This window comes from Orenia sp. (assembly GCF_055140805.1).
In genome coordinates this window covers 1-24,166 of record NZ_JBSQYM010000007.1, presented here as the reverse complement: position 1 = coordinate 24,166, position 24,166 = coordinate 1, and the positions used below count along the sequence as shown (strand labels likewise).

Below are 24,166 nucleotides of genomic sequence, written 5' to 3'. Positions count from 1 at the left end.
TTAGGAGGCAATCAATATGCCAAAACGCATATTAGTACTAGTATTAATGGTTTTACTAATAACATCTATATCTAGTAGAGCAGAAGCAGATGATGATATTAGGCTAATGATTAATGGTGATTTAATCACTGACCAATTGGATTACAGGATAGTAGATAATAGTATATTAATTCCTCTAGATATACTAACAGATAACCTATCTATCAAAATGAAGTGGTTTACATCTATCAATACTATTCAATTAGATAAAGAAGGTAGAGTTATTAAATTTAGAGTTGGTGATAAGCACTTACAAGTTGATAATAAAATCATTAAAATGGATACAAAAGTAATTTCAATTAATGAGAGAGTTATGGTTCCATTAAAGGATTTAGGTAGTGCTTTAGGGCTGACAATTAAATCTTATCCCAAGCAGAGAATCGTTAAAATTTCCGAGGTTAAAGGAGAGATAAAAGATATAGATTATCCTAAGACTGAAGATTATGAAGGCCTAGAGTTTTTAATAACTGAAGAAGTAGACTATGATGTTCAACTCTTCTCAAATCCAACTAGAATGGTTTTGGATATTAAAGGGGCTACAATTACTTCAAATTTAGACAAGCCTAAAGTAGATAGTAATTTGATTAAAGACTATCATATCTCTCAGTTAAATAATAATACTAAAGTAATAATAGATTTATATGATAATATAAATTATAATATTGAAAAGAGAAAAGATGGAGATGAATACAAGTATTTAGTAAAGCTTAGCCCAATAATTGATTCTGTCAAATATAATGGCTCAAAAATTATTATTGGGGCTACAAGGCCATTACATGCTACTAGGGTCAATTATTTGTCCAATCCTAATCGGGTAGTTATTGATATTAAAAATGCTGCTTTAGAGAAGGCAACAGAATTGAAGATTGGAGATAAGTCTATTAATAAAGTGAGACTGAGTCAATTTCAGACAGAACCATATAATATAGTTAGAGCTGTCTTGGATTTAGAGGGTGAAACTAGAGTGAAATTAGAGAATAATGAAGGAAATTTAGAAATTCTACCTCTAAGCACCCAGTTATTGGGAATAGATTATAGCTCTGAAGAAGATCTTTTATTTAAATTAAGTAATCAAGTAAAACCGGAGGTATTTCCGTTGACTAAAGGTGATAGATTGGTCTTTGATTTTCCTTTCACAGTCAACAATATTAAAGAACATTCTTTGAAGGTAGATAATAAACTGATTGAAGAGATTAGAGTATCTCAGTTTAACAAAGAGAAATCAAGAGTAGTGGTTGACTTGACTAAATTAGTACCATATGAGATGAAGTGGAAGGGAAATAATCTTCAAGTTAAATTGGTTAATAATTTGACTGGAGTAACTTTAGAAGAGAAAAAGTTAAAGCAAACTCTAAAATTATCTCTTTTAAAGGCACGGAATTATAAAGTATATAAGCTAGTCAACCCTAACCGGTTGGTAATAGATATCTTTGATACTATAGTTGACCTTAACCAAATTGAACTTCCTAAGGCTAATGGAATAATTAAGAATATTAGAGTTAGTCAATATTCTAGAGATCCTAAGCAGGTAAGGGTTGCTTTAGAGTTAGCTAAGAATTTAGATTTTGAAATCAAGTCTGAAGATACGACTGATAATATAGAAATAGATATAGTCGAAGAGCGTTTTAGAAGCTATTTGAAGGATAAGTTGATAGTAGTAGATGCAGGACATGGAGGGCGTGACCCTGGAGCTATAGGCTATTCTGGTTCTAGAGAGAAGGATTTGGTTTTGGATATAGCTATGAAATTAGAGAATCTATTGGAAAATGGTGGGGCTAAGGTAATTATGACTAGAAGAACTGATGAATATATTGAGTTGACAGATCGTTCCAAGATAGCCAATGATAATAATGCTGATATCTTTGTTAGTATTCACCTTAACTCCCATGTAGATAGTGAGCATAATGGTACTGAAACTTATATAAGGCCTAATTATGATCAAACTAATTTATTATTAGCCAATTTAACTCAGAGGGCTTTAATTAAGGGGTTAGGTACTTGTAATCGTGGAGTTAAATCTAACAATCTAAAGGTGCTAGATACTACAAATATGCCTGCTATTTTAAATGAAATAGCTTTTTTAAGTAATAAGGATGAAGAGTCATTATTAATGAATGAAGAGTTTAGAGAGAAGGCAGCTATAGCTCTATACAAAGGTATCAATAATTACTTTAGGCTATTAGCAGAGGAGGGGTCTTGATGTTAAAAGAGAAGAATCTCAACTTATATATTGTTGTAGGACTTTGTATCTTAGTAGTTTTCTTATTATCTAATTTTTTTACAACTAAAGAGGTCAAATTATATTTTAGTGATGAACAAGCTCAATACTTGACAGCTGAAATAAGAGAAGTAAAAACTAATGATTTATATGAGAATATAGTTAAAGAACTGATTGAGGGACCAAAAAATGAAGGCTTAGAGGTGACTATTCCTGCTCAGACGAAATTATTGGGAATAGAGGTGAAGGATAGGACAGCTATAGTCGACTTTAGTAAGGAGATACAAACCAAGCATTGGGGTGGTAGTACAGGAGAGACAATTACTGTTTATTCTATTGTCAATACATTAACTGCTCTTGATGGTATAGATAGGGTGCAGATATTGGTTGAAGGTACCAAGGTACAGACTTTGGTAGGTCATTTAGAGTTAGAAGAACCATTGACTTTTAATAGTAATTTAATAAATTAGGATTTAGTCAGGCGAGACTGTGGTCTCGCCTTTGCTTTGCAAGGATATATGTCTATGCAATTAATATATTATATCAGTTGAATTTCAATAGGGTTATTGACGTTTAATGGGAACATTGGGACACTTTCGTATTAGTGTGAGTTATGAGTGTGAGTGTGTGTGAAGTGCCTTTCTATTGGGGGTTACTCATACTCACACTGATATTTAAAAGTGTCGCACTATCTTTATATTGTATCAGTTTATCTATTGGCAGAGGAGATGATGTTAATAATTCCTTATTTAACATATAATAATAAATAATATCATTGGTTATAGTCATTAAAATTATGTTATAATTAACTTTATGAACAGAATATTATATCAATTAAATAAAATAGTACATAATATTCTTTAATTGAATATTATAATAATAAAATTAAGAGTTGAATAGGATGGTGACAATGGGTAAAAAGAATCCGATAGCTCTCTTTGATTCGGGAGTAGGAGGGCTGACAATTGCTAAAGAGGTAATAGCTGAATTTCCTAAGGAACAGATTATCTATTTTGGAGATACAGCTCATCTCCCTTATGGTATAAGAGCACAGAGTCAGGTCAGGGATTTTGTGCTTGAGATTATAGATTACTTTGTTAAGATGGATGCTAAAATGGTGATAATCGCTTGTAATACTGCTACAGCAGCGGGTTTAAAAGATGCTAAAAGGAGATTTGACATACCGATTATAGGTCCAATCGAACCAGGAGTAGAAGAGGCAGTATTAGCTACAAATAATAATAAGATAGGAGTAATAGCCACTGAAGGAACGATTGAAAGTGGAGCTTATCAGAAAGGGTTGCAGAATGCATCTTCTAGAGTGGAAGTCTTCTCCCAACCGTGCCCTGAGTTTATTCCTTTAGTAGAAAGGGGAGAACTTTATAGTAGTAGAGCTAAGGAAGTTGCTGAAGCTTATCTTAGGCCATTAAAGGAAGAAGGAATAGATACCTTATTATTAGGGTGTACCCATTTTCCTTATTTAGAAGGAATTATTAGAGAAGTCATTGGAACAGAAGTGAAATTGATTTATCCTGGCCGTGGGATTGCTTTAAAGGTGCGAGAAATTCTAAATAAACAAGATTTATTAAATGAAGGTAATAGTATAGAATCTAATCAATTTTATGTCAGTGATTTAGATAAATTATCTAGGGATTTTGTAAAATTAGGTAAAGAATTTTTGAAATTTAAAGAATTGGAATTTAAAAAGCTTAATTTATGGAAATAATAAAAAATATTGGTTCAACAACAAACTTTGTGATTAACAATAGTTATAGCTCAAAATATAATCTTAGGAATCAGGAGTCAGGGACCAGTTATCAGTAAAACAGACTGATTCCATATTCCCGATTCCTGATACGAAAGTGTACCATTATCTCTATATAGCGTTATGGCTAAATTTTATTCTAGATTTACGAACCTATATTTTATTATTAGTTATCAAGCTAATTTTTCACAAAAGTCATGGAATAGCCGAAATATTAAGTTAATCTCCTAGGTCTCAATTGATTTTTAATTGGGGCTTTTTATTATTTTTGTTTAGCTTAGTTGACTAGATTGGTATTAATATAATGAAATTAGCTATAAAATCAAGAAGAATTATAAGTTATTATAATAATTATTGAACTTTTATAATAAACTTGACATCTAATGTAAAAAAATATATAATTGAATAGGGCATATATATGCCTCTTGTTTAATCATTATATTGGATATTTTGTGTATTCTTTTGCAAATGTTTAGTATTGAATATGTAATTTTTACATTTAATAATTACTTACATAAGTGATTATGAGAGGGGAGAAATGAAGAAATGTTTTTAACTAAGAATAAGGTAATGTTTTTAAGTATGTTGTTAGTGTTGGGTCTGTTTGTTGTTGGGTGTGGGTCAAATCAAGGTGCAAAATCTGAAACTAAGTTCTTATCTATTGCAACTGGAGGTACTTCAGGTACTTACTATCCTATAGGTGGGGCTATTGCTAAGATAATTAATGAGGACGTAGATAATGCCAATGCATCGGCTCAGTCTACTGGTGCATCTGTAACTAATACAAGATTGATTGCTAAAAAAGAAGTAGAGTTAGCTATTTTACAAAATGATATTGCTAGCTATGCAGTTAATGGAAAGAACCAATTTGCAGATAATCCTGTGAAAAATATGAAGGGGATTGCCACTTTATATCCAGAGGTTATCCAAATTGTAGTTAGAGAGGATGCTGGAATTAAGAGTATTCAAGATTTAAAAGGTAAGAAAGTAGCAGTAGGTGCTCCAGGTAGTGGAGTAGAAGCAAATGCTAAACAGATCTTGAACTTCTTTGGATTGACTTATGATGATGTTGAAGAAGATTATCTATCCTTTGGTGAAGCAGCAAGTAGATTAAAGGATAGACAAATAGATGCAGCTTTCTTAACTGCTGGTGTACCAACAGCAGCGGTAATGGATGTAGCTGCTACTCAAGATATAAACTTATTAAGCTTTAGTAAAGATGAAATTAGCAAATTAAATGCAGAATATCCATTTTTAACTGGAGTTAAAGTCCCAGCAGGAACATATAACGGATTAGATAATGATGTTACCACTATTGCGTTGAAAGCTACTTTAGTGGTAGAAGCGAGTTTATCTGAAGATTTAGTATATAATATTACTAAGGCTATCTTTGAAAATAGAGATGAGTTAATTGAAGCTCATGATAGAGCTAAAGATATTAAAGTAGAGAATGCACAAGAAGGAATGACTGTAGAGCTTCATCCAGGGGCTGCTAAGTATTTTGATGAAGTAAAATAATTATAATTTCTTAGTGATAATCAATGACTAATATTTAATAGTCAAAAGAGAATTATTGAGAGGGGGATTCCGGACATTAGCATCTAATGTCCGGTTATCATTTTATGAATAGATTTTATAGAAGATTAATATTTCTATTAATAATAATTGGATTATTTACTCTGTCTTTTCTTCAAACATCGGTACTTACAGTTAAAGAAGCCAATACTGATAAGATACTTTGGCAAAAAAGAGTTGAAGAAGGAGTAACCTTTGCAATTGAATATATCCATTCGGTAGAGAGAACACCAGTTTGGGATTACTTTGAGCTAAGAGGTGGAGAAATATTCTTGACAGGTACTTTATATGAGTCCTATGGAGCTGGGCTACCTTTTTTAAATAAGAATAATTATATTGTTGCTAATGGTAAGTTTGAAATTAAGGATATTAATCAGAAATTAGATAATATTCCTTTGCGGGTAAGTGACTATGCTAAACATAAGTTTATTTATGGAGATAAAGAATATAAATTATATGAGATTACTCAACCTCAGAACTTAGTAGTGATAAGTGTAAAGAAAAAAAGTAGAATAAGATTATTAGTCGAGGAGGGAAAACGATGGTTGAGAATAAAGAAATAAATGAGAAAGAATTATTAGAAGAGTTTGATACAGTGAGTGACTTTAGAAATTATACTGGTATTATGGCTATCTTTATTACAGTATTAGCTGTAGGGATGTCATTGTTTCACCTATATACAGCAGGATTTGGAGTGTTATTGGCTCTAAAACAGAGAGCAGTTCACTTAGGATTTGTATTTACCCTGATTTTCTTACTATATCCCTTTAAAAAGAGGGTTAAAGAAAATAAAATTTTGGTGGTGATAGACTATATTTTAGCAGGATTAAGTGTAGTTATTGCAGCTTATATATTTATTAATTATAAGGATTTAGTTGCTAGAGCTGGTATCTATACTACCTTAGACCAAGTTATAGCGGTTATAGCTATCCTGTTGGTATTAGAAGGTACTCGGAGAGTTATTGGTTGGGAGTTACCATTGATTTCATTAGTATTTTTATTATATGCTTATTTTGGACCAGAGATGCCAGGGATTTTAGCTCATAGAGGATATTCCTTATCACGAATTGCTAGTCACATGTACTTTACCACAGAGGGGATATTTGGTATTCCGTTAGGGGTATCAGCAACTTATATCTTCTTATTTTTATTGTTAGGGGCTTTTGCTAAACGGACTGGATTGGGTGATTTATTCATCGATTTAGCAATGGCTTTAACAGGTAGAACTACTGGTGGACCAGCAAAGGCAGCGGTAGTCTCTAGTGGTTTTATGGGTTCTATCTCAGGAAGCTCAGTAGCAAATACAGTAACCACTGGTTCTTTTACTATTCCACTGATGAAGAGTGTAGGTTATACACCACGCTTTGCAGCAGCAGTAGAGGCAGCAGCTTCTACTGGAGGGCAGATTATGCCACCGATTATGGGAGCGGCAGCCTTTATTATGGCTGAATTTATTGGAGTACCTTATGCAAGTATAGCTAAAGCAGCTATCTTACCAGCTATCTTGTATTATTTAGCTGTTGGCTTAATGGTACACTTTGAAGCTAAGAAGCTAGGTTTGAGTGGAATGGATGAAGGAAGAATTCCTAAGTTGATGGATGTTTTGAAGAATAGAGGACATATGGTGCTTCCTTTAGCAGCTATCTTCTATTATTTATTTAGAGGATATACACCACTTAAGGCTGCTTTTGTAGGGATTATCCTATCTTTTGTGCTAAGTTTTATCAAGAAGGATACAAGGATGAGTTTAAAAGATGTCATAGAGACTTTAGAAGAAGGTGCTAAAAGTGCAGTAGGTGTTGCTGCAGCTTGTGCTTGTGTTGGATTTATCGTTGGGGTGACAACTTTAACAGGATTAGGATTGAAGTTTACTACTATTACTGTTGCTTTAGCCAATGGTAACTTATTTTTAGCATTATTCTTTACTATGGTAGCATGTACTATTTTAGGTACAGGCTTACCCACTACAGCAACTTATATTGTATTGGCTACAATGGCTGCACCTGCTTTGGTGAAGCTAGGGGTACCAATTTTAGCAGCTCACTTATTTGTATTATACTTTGGAGTAGTAGCAGATTTGACTCCTCCGGCAGCCTTAGCAGCTTATGCAGGAGCAGGAATTGCAGGAGCTAATCCATTGAAGACTGGATTGACAGCAGTTAAACTTGCTATTGCTGGTTTTGTGGTTCCTTTTATCTTTGCTTATTCTCCATCGTTATTGTTATTACATTCTAGTGTAGGAGAACTGATTATTATAACTCTTAGTTCTTTCATAGGAGTTTATGCATTAGCCGGTGGAGTCTTGGGGTATTTAAAGAGAAAGACAAATATCTTAGAAGAGGTCTTGCTAATTATAAGTGCGATTACATTGCTATTACCAGGTTGGAAGACTGACTTGATTGGATTGGTACTTTTAGGTGTAGTTCTCTTCTTACAAAGCAGAGAGCTTGGGTTTATAGTTAAAGAAAGAGCTTAATTAGATAAGAGGGTGGTCACAGGATAGTGGCTTCTCTTTTTTTATTATGTAGCATTATGTGGATATATTACGACACTTTTAAAATTAGCGAATAATTAATAAAGTATAAATAATAATTAAGTTCAAAAGCTCACACCTCACCCCCCTACCCCCCTCTCCTTAACTAATGAGAGGGGGAATACGAACTTATTTTTCTTTTTTATTCCCTCTCCTAAGAATAGGAGAGGGTTAGGGTGAGGTGTGAAAAGTGTCCCATTATCTCTATATTATATTAATTTCAAAGTTATAATAAAGTCAAAGAATGATAAATATAAGATTAATTTGAATATAGTATGATGATATTGTAAAATTATAATAATCAGATAATATGACAATGTAATAGAAATTAGGTGTTAAAATGATTTTAATGATAGATAATTATGACTCTTTTACTTATAATCTGGTACAGTTTTTGGGTCAATTAAAGGAAGAGGTTCTAGTCAAGAGAAATGATGAGATTAGCCTTGCTGAGATTGAAGAGTTGCAACCAGAGTTAATAATCATCTCACCTGGTCCCTGTACTCCCCAAAAAGCAGGGATCTCTTTAGAGGTAATCGATAGATTTAAGGGCAGGATTCCTATATTGGGAATCTGTTTAGGGCATCAGAGTATTGGACATGCTTTTGGAGCAGAGATTACTGAAGCAAAAGAGCCTGTTCATGGCAAGGTACATCATATCAGGCACAATAGTAAAGGGGTCTTTAAGGATTTAAATAATCCCTTAAGGGTAACTAGGTATCATTCTTTGCTAATAGATAAAAGCACTCTTTCAGAGGAGTTAGAGATAACTGCTGAAAGTGAAGTAGGAGAGATAATGGGGATTAAGCATAAAGAGTACTTGATAGAAGGAGTACAGTTTCATCCTGAGGCAATTCTGACAGAGCAAGGGCATGAACTACTCAATAATTTTATTCTACAAGCTAGGGGAGCGTTAGAGGATGATTAAAGAGTTAGAGAGTGAATTATCAGCTTTTGAACTATATACTATCTTTAAGGATGAAGAGCATAGCTTTATTTTGGATAGTGCTATGGGGGAGAAGAGACTAGGGAGATATTCCTTTATCAGTGCTAACCCGTTTAAAGTAATGAGATTTAAAGATAGCCCTAAAAATCCATTAGAAGAGTTGAGAGAAGAGCTAAATAAATATAAGGTTGAAAACAATAGCGAGCTTCCTTTTATTGGAGGAGCTGTAGGCTATCTATCCTATGATCTGGTTCATCATATAGAGAAGTTACCTAGAAAGGCAATTGATGATATAGGAATACCTGAATTGTATATGGGTTTTTATGATTGGGTGATAGTGGTAGATCATTTGAAGGCAGAGACTTATCTGGCAACTCCAGAGTTAAATATAGCTAAAGAGGCTGAGAAAATTGAGGAGATTACAGAGATAATTAGAGATAATGAGAGAGAATACAATTATACTATAGCTTCAGAGGTAGGGGAATATCAGTCTATCAGTTTAAAATCCAACTTCACAAAGGATGATTATTTAGAGACGATTGAGCAGGTAAGAAGATATATCAAGTCTGGTGATATCTATCAAGCTAATTTAACCCAACGCTTTACAGGGGAAGTTTCTGTTTCAAGTTATGAGTTATATCGGGATTTAAGAAGAAATAGCCCTGCTCCCTTTGGAGCATTTTTAAATTTTGGTGATGTTGATATCCTTTCCAATTCTCCAGAGCGGTTTATTCAGGTTAGAGATAGGATTGTAGAGACCAGACCTATTAAGGGGACTAGACCAAGGGGAAAGACTATTCAAGAGGATGAGGCATTAAAATCAGAGTTATTAAATAGTAAGAAGGATAGAGCAGAGTTGTTGATGATAGTGGATTTAGAGCGGAATGATTTGGGTAAGGTTTCTAGGACAGGGACAGTCAAGGTTCCTGAGTTATTTGAGCTAGAGGAGTACACTAATGTCCATCATTTGGTAGCAACAGTCCAAGGAGAGTTGAGAGAGGATAAGGATTTGGTTGACTTGATTGAAGCTACTTTCCCTGGAGGGTCGATTACTGGGGCACCAAAGATAAGAGCCATGGAGATAATCGATGAATTGGAGCCTACACAGAGGAGTGTCTATACTGGGGCTATAGGTTATCTTGGCTTTGATGGTTCTTTGGATTTGAATATAGCTATTAGAACAATTATTAAGAAGAAGAATCAGATTTACTTCCAAGTTGGTGGTGGGATAACTTGGGATTCAAATCCTAAAGAAGAGTATCAAGAGACTTTAGATAAAGCAGAATCTATTATAAGAACAGTTAGGGGATATTATGAAGAATAATATAGCTTTTGATAGTGAATTAGCTAAGTTTGGGGTAGGATTATTTGAGACGATAAAAATTTACAATAGTCACCCTATCTTCTTAAAAGAGCATCTGGAGAGATTGTATAGTTCGATTGAAGAGCTTAAAGTACCCTTTGAAATGAGTAAGGAAGAACTGATCTATGAGATACTAGACTATAGTGGAGGAGTAAAGTATCAAGCCTTACGGGTAACTATCTGTGCAGAGGGGTATAATTTCTCTTTAAGAGATATCGACTACTCTGCTACTGATTATGAAGAGGGTTATAGAGTTAAGGTAGCTTCCTTTAAACGAGGGAGTAGCCCTTTATATCGCCATAAGACAGCTAATTATTGGGAGAATATCTGTGCTAGGCGGGAAGCTTTAGGTAGTGGCTATAATGAAGCTCTCTTATTAAACACAGATGACAAGATACTTGAAGGAAGTATTACTAATATCTTTTTTATCAAAGATGAAGTATTATATACACCTGCACAAGAATTAGGATTGCTTCCTGGGATAATCAGGTCTAAGGTTATTGAGATTGCTAAGAAGCTGGATATTGAAGTTAAGCAGGAGAAGATTAATATAAATGAGATTGCTGATTTTGATTTTGCTTTCTTAACTAATAGTTTAATGGATTTAATGAAGGTTAGAAGCATTGAAGAGATAGAGTATGACAAGCAGAATAGATTGTTTGATAGCTTAGTCAGTGAATTTAATCATCAAGCATATGGGATAGAGGAGATGGAGTAGATGGATAAGAAGAAGATAGAAAGAGCGGTGCGAGATATATTAGAGGCTATCGGTGAAGACCCCACTAGAGATGGGTTGCGGAGAACTCCTAAGCGAGTGGCTGAGATGTATGAAGACATTTTATCAGGTACCAATCAGCAGCCAGAAGAGCATCTAGAGTTCTTTTCTGAGGATGAAGAGTATCAGGACATGATAATGGTCAAGGATATCAGCTTTTATTCTATCTGCGAACACCATTTAATCCCCTTTTTTGGGAAGGTACATATAGCTTATATTCCTAAGGAAGGCAGAATAACTGGGTTCTCTCGTTTAGCTAGGTTGGTAGAGACGGTAGCTAGGAGGCTACAATTACAAGAGCGGATGAACAAGATGATAGCTGATGCTATCGTTAACGTCTTAGAACCGCTTGGAGTTTTAGTGATAGTAGAGGCAGAGCAGATGTGTATGACGATGAGAGGGATTAGAAAGACTGAAAGTAGAACGATAACCTCGGCAGCAAGGGGTATCTTTAAAGAGGATAGTGCTGCTAGAGCTGAGCTAATGAATTTGATAAAGGGTGGTAATTAGTGATTAGTAACTTAACTAGTAATTAAGACCCTAACTTGTTACTCATTACCTGTCACTCCACTTAAGAAAGGGGTTGCTAAGATGTTTGAATTTGGGAAGAGAACTTATATTATGGGAATTTTAAATGTTACACCTGATAGCTTTTCTGATGGAGGAGACTATTTTAATATTGAGGATGCTGTTTCTCGTGCCCAAGAGATGGTTGAGCAAGGAGCAGATATTATCGATATTGGAGCTGAATCCACTAGACCAGGGGCAGAGAAGGTATCAGCAGAAGAGGAGATAAGAAGATTAGAACCGGTAATTAAAGCTATTAAAGATAAAGTAGATGTCCCAATCTCTATTGATACCTATAAGCCAGAGGTAGCCAAGGCAGTTTTGGAGCTGGGTGTAGATATAATCAATGATATCTGGGGCTTACAGTGGGATGGGAAGATGGCTACGGTAGTAGCTGATTATGATGCTCCAGTAATAATCATGTATAATAGCCGTAGTGATGAAGAGCGGACTGATATTATGGAAGCAATGATTGACTTTTTAAATAAGAGTATTAAGCTAGCCAAGGAGGCTGGCATAAAAGATTGCAATATAATCCTAGACCCAGGGGTTGGTTTTGGGACTACTCAAGAAGAAAATTTAGAGATTATGAGGAATCTAGTAAAATTAAAGGAATTAGGCTATCCAGTTTTACTTGGTGCTTCTAGAAAGAGAATGATAGGTCGTATCTTGGACTTGCCACCAAAAGAGAGGGTAGCAGGTACAGTGGCTACCACTGTAATGGCGATTATGCAAGGGGTAGATATAGTTAGAGTCCATGATGTGAAAGAGAATTTAAGGGCAGCAAAGGTAACAGATGCGATAGTGAGATAGCAGTTAACAGTGTATAGTTGATAGTGTATAGTTAAAAAAATAAAGTTAGATTTAGTGGAGAGCAAAGGATAGTCTGAGTTTGAGTTTAAGTCAACTATTGAAGATAATTGTTTTTAGAACGTACTTAGACTCAAATTTAAACTTAGGCTTAATTGAGGGAGTGAGATGATGGATAAGATTATTCTAAATGATTTATCTTTTTATGGCTATCATGGGGCGTTGGTAGAGGAGAATAGATTGGGGCAGAAGTTCTTTATAGATTTGGAGTTATATTTAGATTTAGAATCTGCTGGTAAGAGTGATGATCTGAATCAATCGGTCAGTTATGCTCTTGTTTATGAAGTAGTTAAAGGGATATGTGAAGAGGAGCGATATCAACTGATCGAGGCTCTAGCTGAGAAGATAGCCGATAGGATTTTGAAGGAATTTACTAAAATTGAAGAGATAATGGTGAGAGTCAAGAAGCCAGAAGCTCCAATTCCAGGAATCTTTGACCATGTAGGAGTTGAAATTTTCAGAGGAAGAGATTAATAAGTTATAGATGAGTGAATTTAAAGTGGAAGTTAATGGGTATAGTGCGACACTTTCGTGTTAGTGTGAGTTATGAGTGTGAGTGTGTGTGAAGTGCCTTTCTATTGAGGTTTACTCACACTCACACACCCACTAACACTGATATTTAAAACTGTCGCACTATCATTATATAACAAGATTTTTAAATTTAACTTTAAAGTTAGATAACTATATTTAAACTGCATTATAGAAATTAAAAGGGGAGTTTGAGATGGAAATTGTATATTTAGGCTTAGGTACTAATCTAGGTGATAGAGAAGAGAATTTAAAGCAGGCAATCGATTTGATTAAAGATTTTTCTAAAACTAATTTGCTAGAGATATCGAAGGTTTATGAAACTGAGCCTTGGGGGTATAATAAACAAGATAGCTTCTTAAATTTATGTTTAAAGCTAGAAACTGGATTATCTCCTCAAGAATTATTAGAGAATTGTCAGTTGGTTGAAGCTAAGCTTAAACGTAAAAGGCTAGTAAAGTGGGGACCAAGGACGATAGATGTCGATATTTTATTATATGGTGATTTAGATATGCAGACCGATGATTTGATTATTCCCCATCCTCGAATTGTAGAAAGGGCTTTTGTACTAATTCCTCTGGCTGATTTAGATGAGGATTTAATTATTGGAGGAAAGAGTATTAATAATTTGATAGTAGAACAAAGTACAGATGGAGTTGAATTATATAAGGAAGTTTTGTAATTTGAAATTGATGTTTTGATAATTTACTAATAATTAGGTTTTGTTTGGTCATTTATCACTTGTTACTATAATTTAGCAGCTTATAATTGGAGGAGTAATAATGGAGATAACACCTATTGGTAGTAGAGGGGTACTCTTTACCTTCTTTTACTTACAGGATACAGGATTTGGAGTAACTACGAATGTTTATGTGATTAATGCCGAAAATTATGTCTTTGTCTGTGATACTTTCTTAGGCCCAGAGTCAATGAAAGAGGTTAAACGATATATTGAGATGAATTTTAGGAATAAGCCAATTATAGTCTTTAATTCTCATTATGACTGGGATCATATCTGGGGTAATTGTACCTTCGGTAGCAGTCTAATTTTATCCCATGAAACCTGTCGAGATAATATAATTGAGAAGGCAGAGCAAGAATTAAAGTTCTATTCAGAGTATAGAATGGGTGAAGTCAAGATAATCTCTCCAACAAATACTTTTACAGATGAGTTAACCTTTTATAAAGAAGGGGTTAAATTCTTCTATAGCCCTGGTCATACTAGTGGTTCTGCTAGCTGTGTAGATTTGATAGATAGGATATTGTTTGCTGGTGATAATTTAGAGGAACCAATACCTTATTTGCAGGATAAGGACATTAAGAGCTACCAAAGGACTTTAAAGAAATATCTAAGGTTAAAAGTTACTACTGTAATTCCAGGTCATGGAGAAATAAGTGACAAATCTCTGATTAAAGATAATTTAAACTATCTTAGTAGTTTAATTAATAATCAAGCTGAAGAGTATCTAGCTTCTAAGTATAAGAAGACTCATTTAGAGAATTTAAGGTTATTAGGCAAGCTATAATTTATATATTTTAGAGTTGAATATCTGTTTTTAAAAATATTTTTATACGATATACTATTATTAGAGGCAAACTCAGGTTTGTCTTTTTTATTATTAATCATTAGACAATTTTACTCTAGATGGATATAATGTAAATGATTGATATTATCTTTTTGATTTAATTTCAATTTATAAAGTTGAAATTTAAAGATGGGTATATTGCGACAGTTTTTACTTTGGTGGTTAGAGTTTAGATGGTTAGGTAATTGGCTTTTTCTAACCTCTAACCACCTGTCTTCTAAAGGTTGCTTTTTTATATAAAGCATAAGTTGACATATCTATAGCAATCTCTATACTTTATTTTTATTAGAGGAGGTGTAAGAGTGGGAATACTATTAAAATTCACATTGAAGAATATCAGAGAGAAGAAGTTTAGAACCTTTCTGATTCTCTTTTCAATCGCACTATCTTCAGCATTATTCTTTGCTTCTTTGGCTATTTCTAGTACAGTAGAGAAGATGCAGATAGAACGTTTAAAGAAGTATTTTGGTACAGCAGAGATTATGATCTATGCTAACCATAGATCACCTTCAGATTTCTTCTATACTTACCAAGCAGAGCAATTGAAAGATAAATTTGAATACGTTGTAGGTACTATGGATATGAGTTCCTCATATAATTACTCTGAACATCAGAAGGTCAATATTGATTTGCAGGGCTATGAATTAGGGGATTTACAGAAGATGAATCCGATTATTATAGAAGAGCAGGCTGAGTTAGAGCCTTTTGTAGGGAATAAGTTGATTATTGGCAGGTCTGATGCCACTAAGTATGGTCTAGCCTTAGGTGATAAAATAGATTTAGAGGTAGATGATTACAAATATCGTTTTATAGTATCGGCGATTGCAGTCTCTCAAGGACTATTTAGACCAGGAAGTCAGAATATTAGAGCTGTTGTTCCTAGAAAGAAGTTGGCTAAACTCTATGATGCTAGAGGTAGAGTTTCGCAAATCTATCTAAAAACTAGAGAAGGTATTGGTGTAGATGAGGCAATCAAGAGCCTCTCTGAGAAGTATCATAGATATACTGTTAGAAAGACTGTAACTAGAGCTCAAATCAAGGAGTACAGCAAGAGTACTACAGCTCCGTTTATGATGATGTTACCCTTAGTTATCTTCATCAGTATCTTTATTATTTATACTTCTTTTAAGGTAATTACTATGGAGAGGTTGCCGATGATAGGAACCTTTAGGAGTATAGGTGCTACCAAAAAGATGACCAATCTGTTATTATTGCTAGAGAGCTTTATGTATGGGGTTATTGGAGGGATACTTGGTTGTGGAATAGGCTTTATAATACTTTATGGTATGACCAATGTTTTGGCTAAGAACCCGTGGTCATCAACTAAGTTAAATGCTGAGATGGCCTTTACTTCAACCCAGTTGCTATCAGCTTTTTTAACGGCAGTAATTATATCTGTAATCAGTTCTTTGATTCCAATTATTAAGGTCTCTAAGATTCCAGTGAAGGATATAGTTCTTAATAATATCGATAATAAGTCTAAGAAGAGAAGCTGGAAGCCGATTGTGGGAGTAGGCTTAGTAATAATTTCATTAATAATTCCTCGTTTTATAACTGGCAAACAGGCTATGTTGATAGATATTAGTTGTATGTTACTTGTAGGGGTGGGGATTATTATCTCTATTCCAAGGATTACTAATCTATTTGTAATGGTTTTTGAACGAATATATACTTATATTTTTGGTAACGAAGGTATTCTAGCAGCCAAAAATCTCCGTGACAATAAGAATATTATGAATAATATCTCGTTATTGACCATTGGGATTGCTAGTCTATTGATGATCAATACTTTAAGTCAGAGTGTTGCCCTAGAGGTAAGTAGTGTATATGGTGATGCCCAATTTGATATCTTTATGTGGCACCCGAGAGGAGATCGGCAATTAGAGCAGAGGTTAAGAGTTGTTGATGGTGTAGAAGCAACTTATGGAAGTTATAAGAAATGGAATGTTCCACTTATTGGAAGAGACTATAGAATCAAAACAATTTATGGGGTAGATTTTAAAGAGTACTTTGATTATTGGGACTTTGATGTTAGTGGTGATAAAGAAGAGATAATCAAGGCAATGGAAAAAGGAAGAAAAATTTTAGTTACTAATATACTTAAGGAGAAGTTAGGGATTAAAGTAGGAGAATTTCTTACTTTAAAGACCAAACGGGGTAGGAAGAGATATCAAGTTGTTGGCTTCATTGATACTGCAATGCGCGATGGTGATGTAGCATTGGTTCCCCAAAATTATCTAAAGGTGGATATGGGCTTACAATATTATGGAGATATCTATTTAAAGACTTCTAAAGACCCAGAGAAGGTTAAGCAAGCAATTAAAGATAAATTTGCTCGAGATTATATCTGGATTGATACTGTAAAAAGTATTAAAACTAGAAATATGGAATCAAATAATCAGCTCTTTATTATTCTTAAAGGGTTTTCTTTAATAGCAATGATTATAGGAGTATTTGGAGTCTTTAATAATTTTATTGTTAGTTTTATCAGTAGAAAGAGAAGTTTAGCAGTACTTCGTTCTATAGGAATGAGTAAAGAGCAGATCATTAAGATGATATTGATAGAGACGATGACTAGTGGTTTGATCGGTGGCTTAGTTGGAATCTTTGGTGGGTGGATGTTTATAGAGATAGTAAAGTTTGTTCTTAAAGCTAATAACACTAGTCTAAAGATGCACTATTCTCCTACTATGTTTATTACAGCAGTAATCTTAGGGGTGGTTATATCGGTAGTAGCTTCTATTAGTCCTGCTCTAAGATCTTCAAAATTAAATATTATTGAAGCTATTAAATACGAGTGATGAGTGACGAGTAATGAGTTATAAGTTTTTTATACTCACACTGACACACCCACTCCTACTCCTACTAAACACTAAATAATGAAAGGAGGACTATATTCATGATTGAAACTACTAACTTATATAAGAATTTCAAACTGGGAGAGTTAGAGGTAGAGGTATTAAAGAATATTAACTTGATTATTGAAGAAGGAGAGTTTGTCTCTATTATGGGACCCTCAGGTTCAGGGAAGAGTACTCTTCTGTATTTATTAGGTGGATTGGATAAACCTAGTTCTGGGAGTATCAAGGTTAATGGTAAAGAGTTAGCAGTGATGAAGGATAAAGAGGAGAGTATCATGAGAAGAAGGGAGCTAGGTTTTGTATTTCAATTTTATAACTTAATTCCTAACCTCAATGTAGAAGAGAATATTCTCTTGCCTATCTTGCTTGATGGCAAGGCGATGAAAGAACATCAAGGTGATTTAGATGAGATATTGGAGATTGTAGGTTTAAGTGATCGCAGAGAGCATACCCCAAGAGAGCTTTCAGGGGGGCAACAGCAGAGGGTGGCTATTGCTCGAGCTTTGATTAATAAGCCTGAAGTTATCTTAGCTGATGAACCTATTGGAAACCTTGATAGTAAGACAGGAATGGAGATTATGGAGCTATTTAAAAGGATTAATCAGGAGCAGAACAAGACAATTGTGCAGGTAACTCACTCTGAAAGATCTGCTGAATATGGAACGAGAATTATAAGGTTAAAAGATGGAAGGGTGTGTGAATGATGAAGGTAGTTACTAAGAATATTTTAATTTTAGCAATGATAATGCTATTGACAGTAACTATAGTGGGTTGTGGTGATAAAAAAGCCAAAGAAGTAACGAAACCAGTAACTAAGCCAGCTAAAGAGAATGTCATAGATACAATAGAAGCCTTTGGTAAAGTAAAAATCAAGGAAGAAAGGACTATTGGGTTAGATTTCTCTGCTAGAGTTGATCACGTGAATGTAGTAGAAGGGCAGAAGGTTAATAAAGGGGATGTACTTCTTACTTTAAGTTTAACGGAAATGATGGAGAAGTTAGAGAATAAGAGGGAAGCACTGGAGCTTGCTAAAAAGGAGCTAGAATCTATCAAAGAGCAGTCTGAGATAAATATTAGAGACTTGCAAGCTCAATTAAAGACTCAAGAGTCTTTATATCAACAGGACAAAGAGAAGCTGACTAGAAAAAGAAATGAGCTGAGGAACGAAAGTAGCGCAGATATCCAGAAGTTATTGAGTGAAATTAAATTTGCTAAAAAATTATATCAGCAGGTAAAGAAAGAATTAGCCGATAAAGAGCATTTATTAGCAGTAGGTGCTATCCCTCAATATGAGTTTGACCAATTTGAGAAGAAGTATGATCAAGAGGATGAAAATCTAGTTAATTTAGAGATTTCATTGAAGAAATTAAAAGAGGATAAGAGAGATGAGATTGAAAATTTGCAGAAAGAACTTGAACTAAAGGAGAATAAGATAGTTTCTTTGAAGTTATCTTTGAAAGAGAATCGTTCTATGTTGGAGAAGGACTCTTTGGCTAAGAAGATTGAGATTAAGAATTTAGAGAGTGATATTAAGGTTTTAGAGGATAAATTATTTGCGAAGAGTTATTTAGCAGGAGAGAAGGTAGTAGTAGATATAGACCATGGGGTTGTTCATAACCTTGAGGTAGTAGATGGTGATATAATCGGTAGTGATTATAAGGATAAGCTATTGGATATTATGGATTTATCTACAGTGATGGTAGAAGCAGAGGTTCCAGAAGAGTTCATTAAAGATATCAAGGTAGGGGCTGAAGCTACTATTGTACCTTTAGCAGACTCTAAGAGGAAGTATCACGGCAAGGTGATGAGAGTATCAAATATGGCTATCAAGGATGGGGGAGAGACTATAGTACTTATTGAAGTTTCTATAGATGATTATGATGACTTTTTATTGCCAAACTTCAATGTGGATGTAGAGATAGTTAAATAGAGAGTTTAGAATTTATAGTGGATATTTAAGTAATTTAGCTCAATATACTGGTAATTGAATGTAGTATTAGGAAGGGGGAAGCCATATCAGATGTTTTAGCTGAGATGGCGAAGAATTGTGAAGAAGATATTTCTGTTAATAATAGTAATCCTCTTGATGTCCAGTTCAGTATTTGCTAATGATTCTTTAGGGGTTTTAACTTTAGAGCATGCCATAGACTTGGCTTTAGATAAGGACACAGAGTTAGAGGCTCTTCAAAAGTTATATCAAGAGAAGAGAGTAGATTTAGAGTTATATCAGAAGCATTTTGGCAAAGAAGTGGAGATTAATGTAGCAAGTGATTATAGTCTCTGGGAGGAAGATGGTGATAAGTGGGATGGCTTAGAAGGAGGAAGTAATGATTTAACTAAGCTTTCTTTGACTAAGAACTTTTCAGCTGATGATAACTTGACTCTAAGACAAAAATTATTGGAGAAGGATAGTGATGATAATTTTGAGTTAGAGGGGAGTGGAGGTAGCTTAACTTATAACCATTATCTATTAAAGGATTATGACCTTGAAGATGATTATAAGCAGGGGCTGATGGAAAAGAGACTGGCACTTTTAGAAGCAGAGGAGAAGGTCAAGGAGTCAAGAGATGAGTTAAAGAAAGAGGTTATCGATAAATATTATAAAGTAATTGAGTTGGGAGAAGAGATTAAGGTTAAAGAAGAGTCTTTAAAGAAGAGTCAAGCTACATTGAAGATTGTTAAGGCAAGAGTTGAGACAGGTCGAGTTCTTGAACTTGACAAGCAGGAAGCCAAACTTCAAGTAGAAGAGAACGAATTAGATTTGAAGCAACTGAATTCTGAATATAGAGTGGCTTGGAAAGATTTAGCGAGAGAATTGAAGGTGGACTTATCAGAGCAGGTTCGCTTTGCTGATAGTGAATTGATTTTAAAATTTAATACATTAGCAGAAGAAGCTAAGAAGATAGCTTGTAGTAATGAGTTAGAGATAGATATCTTAAGTATAAAGCAGAAGAAGGAAGAAGATTTGATTGATAAGCTAGAGAAGGATAGAGATTTTGATTTGAGAGTACTTGGAGGAGCAGCTTGGGAGAAGGATAATGATGACTATGAGAGTGATTATCGAGTAGCGATGAAGTTAGATTATAACTTTAATAATTATGATAAGAAGCAGCAGAAGCAGGATATTAAGAAGTCTAAAATTGAGTTGACTAGATTGAGCAAGGAATTAGAAGAGATTAGAGAGGATATAAGCTTTGATGTTGATTATGCTTTTGTCAAGTTAGAAGACTATCAAGTTAAGCTGTCTATTTATAAGAAGGCTATAGCCAATTTAGAGGAGAAGTTAAGGATTGCAGATTATAAGTATAAATCTGGTCTGATTTCTATCGATGAATTACTTAGTCAACAGGTTGATTTAGAAGAGGAGAGAATTGATTATATTAATAGCTTAGTTAACTATAATAAGCAGGTCTATCAGATTAAGCTATTAATGGGAGTTGAGTAGAAAGTAATACAAAGATTTATCCAATGGTTTTAATGGATAAACTTGCTGGAAGGAAGAAGGTGTTTAAGCTAGAAATCTATTAATGGAGTTTGATAGAGATAAACACTTTGAAATTAGACTTAATGGGGAGATTGGGACTGTTTTAGGAATCAGCAGTCAGGAACCAGTTATCAGTAAAACAGACTGATTCCAGATTCCCGATTCCTGACACGAAAGTGTCGCAATATCATTATATAGCGTTAAAATTGGATAATCATATATAGAGGTGACTTTGATGAAGAGGTTATTAATGATAATATTTGCTGTAATCCTGCTCTCTGTACCTGCTTTTGCTGACAGTTATGAAGAGTTGGAGGAGTCTGGTCAGATAGTAGAGGTGGATATGAACAATGAACTGCCCCTCTATATTAGGGCAGGAGTTGGATTGAAAGTAGAGAGATTGGAGTTGAATTTAGATCAGATAAATGACCTATTAGCTGCTGCTGATGTGGACTTTCCTGCTTTAGATGAGCCGATGATGCTTTATGGAATTGAGGGGGTAGGAGGAGTCAGAAACGGGAATATTTATGGTGCCTATCTCCTCCATGGCAGAAATCGGAGTAGAGGTACTAATGGTGAAAGGGTTGAGTTATCCTTGACTTATGGTGGTCTTATCTATCAACGGGGTATTTATATGAAGAAGAATACAGATATCTCTATCGGCACAGGGATAGGATATGGACGTAGTAGATTAGAATTGGTCCATCATAATGGTGATTTTTTAAATGGTAGGATTTTAGAGAAGGATTTTCTCTTATTGGAGCCTACTATCAATCTTCATCATCAGTTAACACCAGTTATAGGAATAGATTGTTCCTTAGGATATTTCATGAGTTATGATTTAGATGATGGTTGGGGCTTGAGTGAATATGATTTGGATGAGTTTGAGGGGGGAAGTGTGAGTTTACGGATTAATTTCGGAATGTGAGTTGTTTGAAATATCATTTCAAATTTTAATATGATTTGGTTTTGATTTTGTAGGAGTAATTATATTACTATAGTTAATTATATTTTCTGTGCTTAGGTTTCGCCTAAGGGCGAGTTACGTTTTTTCTTGATAAAAAAGTAACCAAAAAATCAAGAAAACTTTTAAACTCGCTTACAGCTCAAACATAAAAAGTTTTCAGTATATGGCTGTCTAGTAAGGAAAAACGCTATATCTGTTTTTATTAGTTTCTATATAGGTATTTGATTTTAGTTGTTTATAGTGAGACTTGATTAATATTAAATTCCGCTTACTTTTCCTAAGTTAGTATTTGCTATAGTTGTAAATCAAAATATAATATTGAGATTTTATGGTCGATTCTCTATTTGGGAATTGGCTTTTTTCTTTTTGATTATCTATATAATGTAAGAGTTTGTAAGTATGATTGTTATTTAGTGGAAGGTAAAGGTTTAACATGGTATAATATTGGTATATTTTGTTTGATAAGATAAATAACTTGTATATTTATTCGATTTAAAATTTAAAAGTTGATAAATATTATTTAGGGGGCTAAGATAAATGTCAGATTTTATAGTTCCACCGAATCATTTTAAATTTAAAGCTAAAAAATTATTTGGAGAGGTTGAAGGAAGAGTTTTAGATTCTTCGGTAGCACATATTGAAAGTGATGGTGGGGGACCCAAGCCTAGTCATACCCATTCCCATGATCATTTCTTTATTGTAGTGGAAGGCTCTGCTAGCATTGAGATTGAAGGGGAAAAGATAAGAGTAGGAAGTGATGAATCAATTCTAGTACCTGGCCAAAAACTTCATTCTGTCTGGAATGAAGCTAATCAACTATTAAAGATGATTGGAATGACAATTGAGTCTTAATAGATTATAAAAAATAGCTAGGAGGTGGGAAGGTGAAATTAACTGTTCTGATTGATAATAATACTTTAACTGATAGATATTTTATTGGTGAACCTGGAATCTCTTTTTATATTGAAAGTGAAGGGGTCAAGCTCTTATTTGATGCGGGATACTCCGATGTTTTTATTCAAAATGCAACTAAGATGAATTTGGATTTATTGGATGTTGATTATATAGTTTTGTCCCATGGGCACCTTGACCATACCTGGGGATTAGAGCCCCTTGTTCGTAAGTATATAGAGAGTGAGATTGAAGGTGAAGTGATAAAGAGTCCTCAATTAATAGCACACCCCTTGGTCTTTCAGCCTAAATATGTAGACAATACTCCGATAGGGGCTAATCTATCAGAGGAGTTTATTGAAAGTGTATTCTCATTAAAGCTAAGTAAAGAGCCGATTTGGCTGACAGATAAGCTGTTCTTCTTAGGAGAGATTCCACTGGAATTTAAATTTGAAGAAAATAATCCTATAGGGACTAGGAAGTCAGCAGATTTAGAGGTTGATGATTACCTATTAGATGATTCGTCACTGGTATTTATCTCAACAGAGGGTTTAGTTATTATTACTGGATGTTCTCATGCTGGTATCTGTAATATAGTTGAGCAGGCTAAGAAGCTGACTGGAGTTGAGGAAGTAAGTGAGATTATTGGAGGCTTTCATCTGTTAAATCCTAGTTTTGAGCGGTTGGAGAAGACTAAGGAGTACATAGCTAAGTTGAATTTAAGAGGGTTATATCCCTGCCATTGTACTGATTTGCAAAGTAAGATTGAGCTAGCACAGGTAGCAAAAGTTAGAGAAGTAGGCGTGGGATTGGAGTTAGTGTTTGATTAAATTTTATATATTAAATTTAATTAGAAATATAAGGTCAAAAGCTATTTCGGAAAGACTTAACGCCTTTTTCTGATTTGCAAAGATTTTTTTACCTTTTATCTTATCTATTTCTTTTTTAGCATTTAATATAATCCAACAGAAAACAATATATTTCCCAGATTTATCCTTGGGACATTTTGTTTTTTAATTGTTATATATATACGGCGAAAAAGAATCATTAGCCACAGTGTTTTAACCTGTGGCGATATTATGAGTCCTACAGAAGCTATGGGTTAAAACCCATAGCTAATTGAAATGTTAAATCTTTAATGCCATATATATGATTAAACTGCGAAAAAATAAAATAAACACTCCAAATTTTATTTTAT

At 34.1% G+C, this 24,166-nt stretch carries 21 protein-coding genes; all 21 read left to right on the top strand.

Annotation, left to right across the window (positions count from 1 at the left end; genetic code table 11):
* Positions 1 to 16 precede the first annotated feature (16 nt).
* Positions 17 to 2,239, top strand: coding sequence for an N-acetylmuramoyl-L-alanine amidase (locus ACTCDL_RS01710; protein WP_463173537.1), 2,223 nt, complete (start codon positions 17 to 19; stop codon positions 2,237 to 2,239).
* Entirely contained in the window at positions 2,239 to 2,727 is a 489-nt protein-coding gene (locus tag ACTCDL_RS01705) for a GerMN domain-containing protein (protein WP_463173536.1), read from the top strand. Before ACTCDL_RS01710 ends, ACTCDL_RS01705 begins: the two co-directional genes overlap by 1 nt.
* Positions 2,728 to 3,167: 440 nt before the next feature.
* Entirely contained in the window at positions 3,168 to 3,983 is an 816-nt protein-coding gene (gene murI / locus ACTCDL_RS01700; protein WP_463173535.1) for a glutamate racemase, read from the top strand.
* A 585-nt stretch (positions 3,984 to 4,568) separates the two neighbouring features.
* On the top strand, positions 4,569 to 5,540 hold the full coding sequence (locus tag ACTCDL_RS01695) for a TAXI family TRAP transporter solute-binding subunit (RefSeq protein WP_463173534.1): 972 nt from the start codon (positions 4,569 to 4,571) through the stop codon (positions 5,538 to 5,540).
* An 86-nt stretch (positions 5,541 to 5,626) separates the two neighbouring features.
* Positions 5,627 to 6,160 (top strand): DUF1850 domain-containing protein, encoded by a 534-nt coding sequence (locus ACTCDL_RS01690; RefSeq protein ID WP_463173533.1) that lies wholly within the window; start codon positions 5,627 to 5,629, stop codon positions 6,158 to 6,160.
* On the top strand, positions 6,139 to 8,073 hold the full coding sequence (locus ACTCDL_RS01685; protein ID WP_463173531.1) for a TRAP transporter permease: 1,935 nt from the start codon (positions 6,139 to 6,141) through the stop codon (positions 8,071 to 8,073). The genes ACTCDL_RS01690 and ACTCDL_RS01685 overlap by 22 nt, the downstream gene beginning before the upstream one ends.
* A gap of 397 nt (positions 8,074 to 8,470) precedes the next feature.
* Complete coding sequence (locus tag ACTCDL_RS01680) at positions 8,471 to 9,058, top strand: anthranilate synthase component II (RefSeq protein ID WP_463173530.1); 588 nt, start codon at positions 8,471 to 8,473, stop codon at positions 9,056 to 9,058.
* Positions 9,051 to 10,400, top strand: a complete 1,350-nt coding sequence (gene pabB, locus ACTCDL_RS01675; RefSeq protein WP_463173529.1) for an aminodeoxychorismate synthase component I — start codon at positions 9,051 to 9,053, stop codon at positions 10,398 to 10,400. Before ACTCDL_RS01680 ends, pabB begins: the two co-directional genes overlap by 8 nt.
* Positions 10,390 to 11,157 carry an aminotransferase class IV gene (locus ACTCDL_RS01670; protein ID WP_463173528.1) on the top strand — a complete coding sequence of 256 codons (768 nt, stop codon included), beginning with the start codon at positions 10,390 to 10,392 and terminating at the stop codon, positions 11,155 to 11,157. The genes pabB and ACTCDL_RS01670 overlap by 11 nt, the downstream gene beginning before the upstream one ends.
* On the top strand, positions 11,158 to 11,724 hold the full coding sequence (gene folE, locus ACTCDL_RS01665) for a GTP cyclohydrolase I FolE (RefSeq protein ID WP_463173526.1): 567 nt from the start codon (positions 11,158 to 11,160) through the stop codon (positions 11,722 to 11,724).
* An 81-nt stretch (positions 11,725 to 11,805) separates the two neighbouring features.
* Positions 11,806 to 12,594 carry a dihydropteroate synthase gene (folP, locus tag ACTCDL_RS01660; RefSeq protein ID WP_463173525.1) on the top strand — a complete coding sequence of 263 codons (789 nt, stop codon included), beginning with the start codon at positions 11,806 to 11,808 and terminating at the stop codon, positions 12,592 to 12,594.
* Positions 12,595 to 12,762: 168 nt separating this feature from the next.
* The gene (folB, locus tag ACTCDL_RS01655; protein WP_463173524.1) at positions 12,763 to 13,125 is read left to right on the top strand and encodes a dihydroneopterin aldolase; all 363 of its coding nucleotides are present in this window, start codon (positions 12,763 to 12,765) and stop codon (positions 13,123 to 13,125) included.
* 250 nt (positions 13,126 to 13,375) lie between these two features.
* Positions 13,376 to 13,861, top strand: a complete 486-nt coding sequence (gene folK, locus ACTCDL_RS01650; protein ID WP_463173523.1) for a 2-amino-4-hydroxy-6-hydroxymethyldihydropteridine diphosphokinase — start codon at positions 13,376 to 13,378, stop codon at positions 13,859 to 13,861.
* A 100-nt stretch (positions 13,862 to 13,961) separates the two neighbouring features.
* Positions 13,962 to 14,705: an MBL fold metallo-hydrolase gene (locus ACTCDL_RS01645; RefSeq protein ID WP_463173522.1), complete on the top strand. Its 744-nt coding sequence runs from the start codon at positions 13,962 to 13,964 to the stop codon at positions 14,703 to 14,705.
* A gap of 362 nt (positions 14,706 to 15,067) precedes the next feature.
* Positions 15,068 to 17,566, top strand: coding sequence for an ABC transporter permease (locus ACTCDL_RS01640; protein WP_463173521.1), 2,499 nt, complete (start codon positions 15,068 to 15,070; stop codon positions 17,564 to 17,566).
* A gap of 98 nt (positions 17,567 to 17,664) precedes the next feature.
* Positions 17,665 to 18,330 (top strand): ABC transporter ATP-binding protein, encoded by a 666-nt coding sequence (locus ACTCDL_RS01635; protein WP_463173520.1) that lies wholly within the window; start codon positions 17,665 to 17,667, stop codon positions 18,328 to 18,330.
* Positions 18,330 to 19,556, top strand: coding sequence for an HlyD family secretion protein (locus tag ACTCDL_RS01630; protein WP_463173519.1), 1,227 nt, complete (start codon positions 18,330 to 18,332; stop codon positions 19,554 to 19,556). Before ACTCDL_RS01635 ends, ACTCDL_RS01630 begins: the two co-directional genes overlap by 1 nt.
* A 156-nt stretch (positions 19,557 to 19,712) precedes the next feature.
* Positions 19,713 to 21,071 carry a TolC family protein gene (locus ACTCDL_RS01625; RefSeq protein ID WP_463173517.1) on the top strand — a complete coding sequence of 453 codons (1,359 nt, stop codon included), beginning with the start codon at positions 19,713 to 19,715 and terminating at the stop codon, positions 21,069 to 21,071.
* A 274-nt stretch (positions 21,072 to 21,345) separates the two neighbouring features.
* Positions 21,346 to 22,038 (top strand): hypothetical protein, encoded by a 693-nt coding sequence (locus ACTCDL_RS01620; RefSeq protein ID WP_463173516.1) that lies wholly within the window; start codon positions 21,346 to 21,348, stop codon positions 22,036 to 22,038.
* Between the two features lie 576 nt (positions 22,039 to 22,614).
* Positions 22,615 to 22,929: a cupin domain-containing protein gene (locus tag ACTCDL_RS01615; RefSeq protein ID WP_463173515.1), complete on the top strand. Its 315-nt coding sequence runs from the start codon at positions 22,615 to 22,617 to the stop codon at positions 22,927 to 22,929.
* Between the two features lie 32 nt (positions 22,930 to 22,961).
* The gene (locus ACTCDL_RS01610; protein ID WP_463173513.1) at positions 22,962 to 23,798 is read left to right on the top strand and encodes an MBL fold metallo-hydrolase; all 837 of its coding nucleotides are present in this window, start codon (positions 22,962 to 22,964) and stop codon (positions 23,796 to 23,798) included.
* Positions 23,799 to 24,166 lie beyond the last annotated feature (368 nt).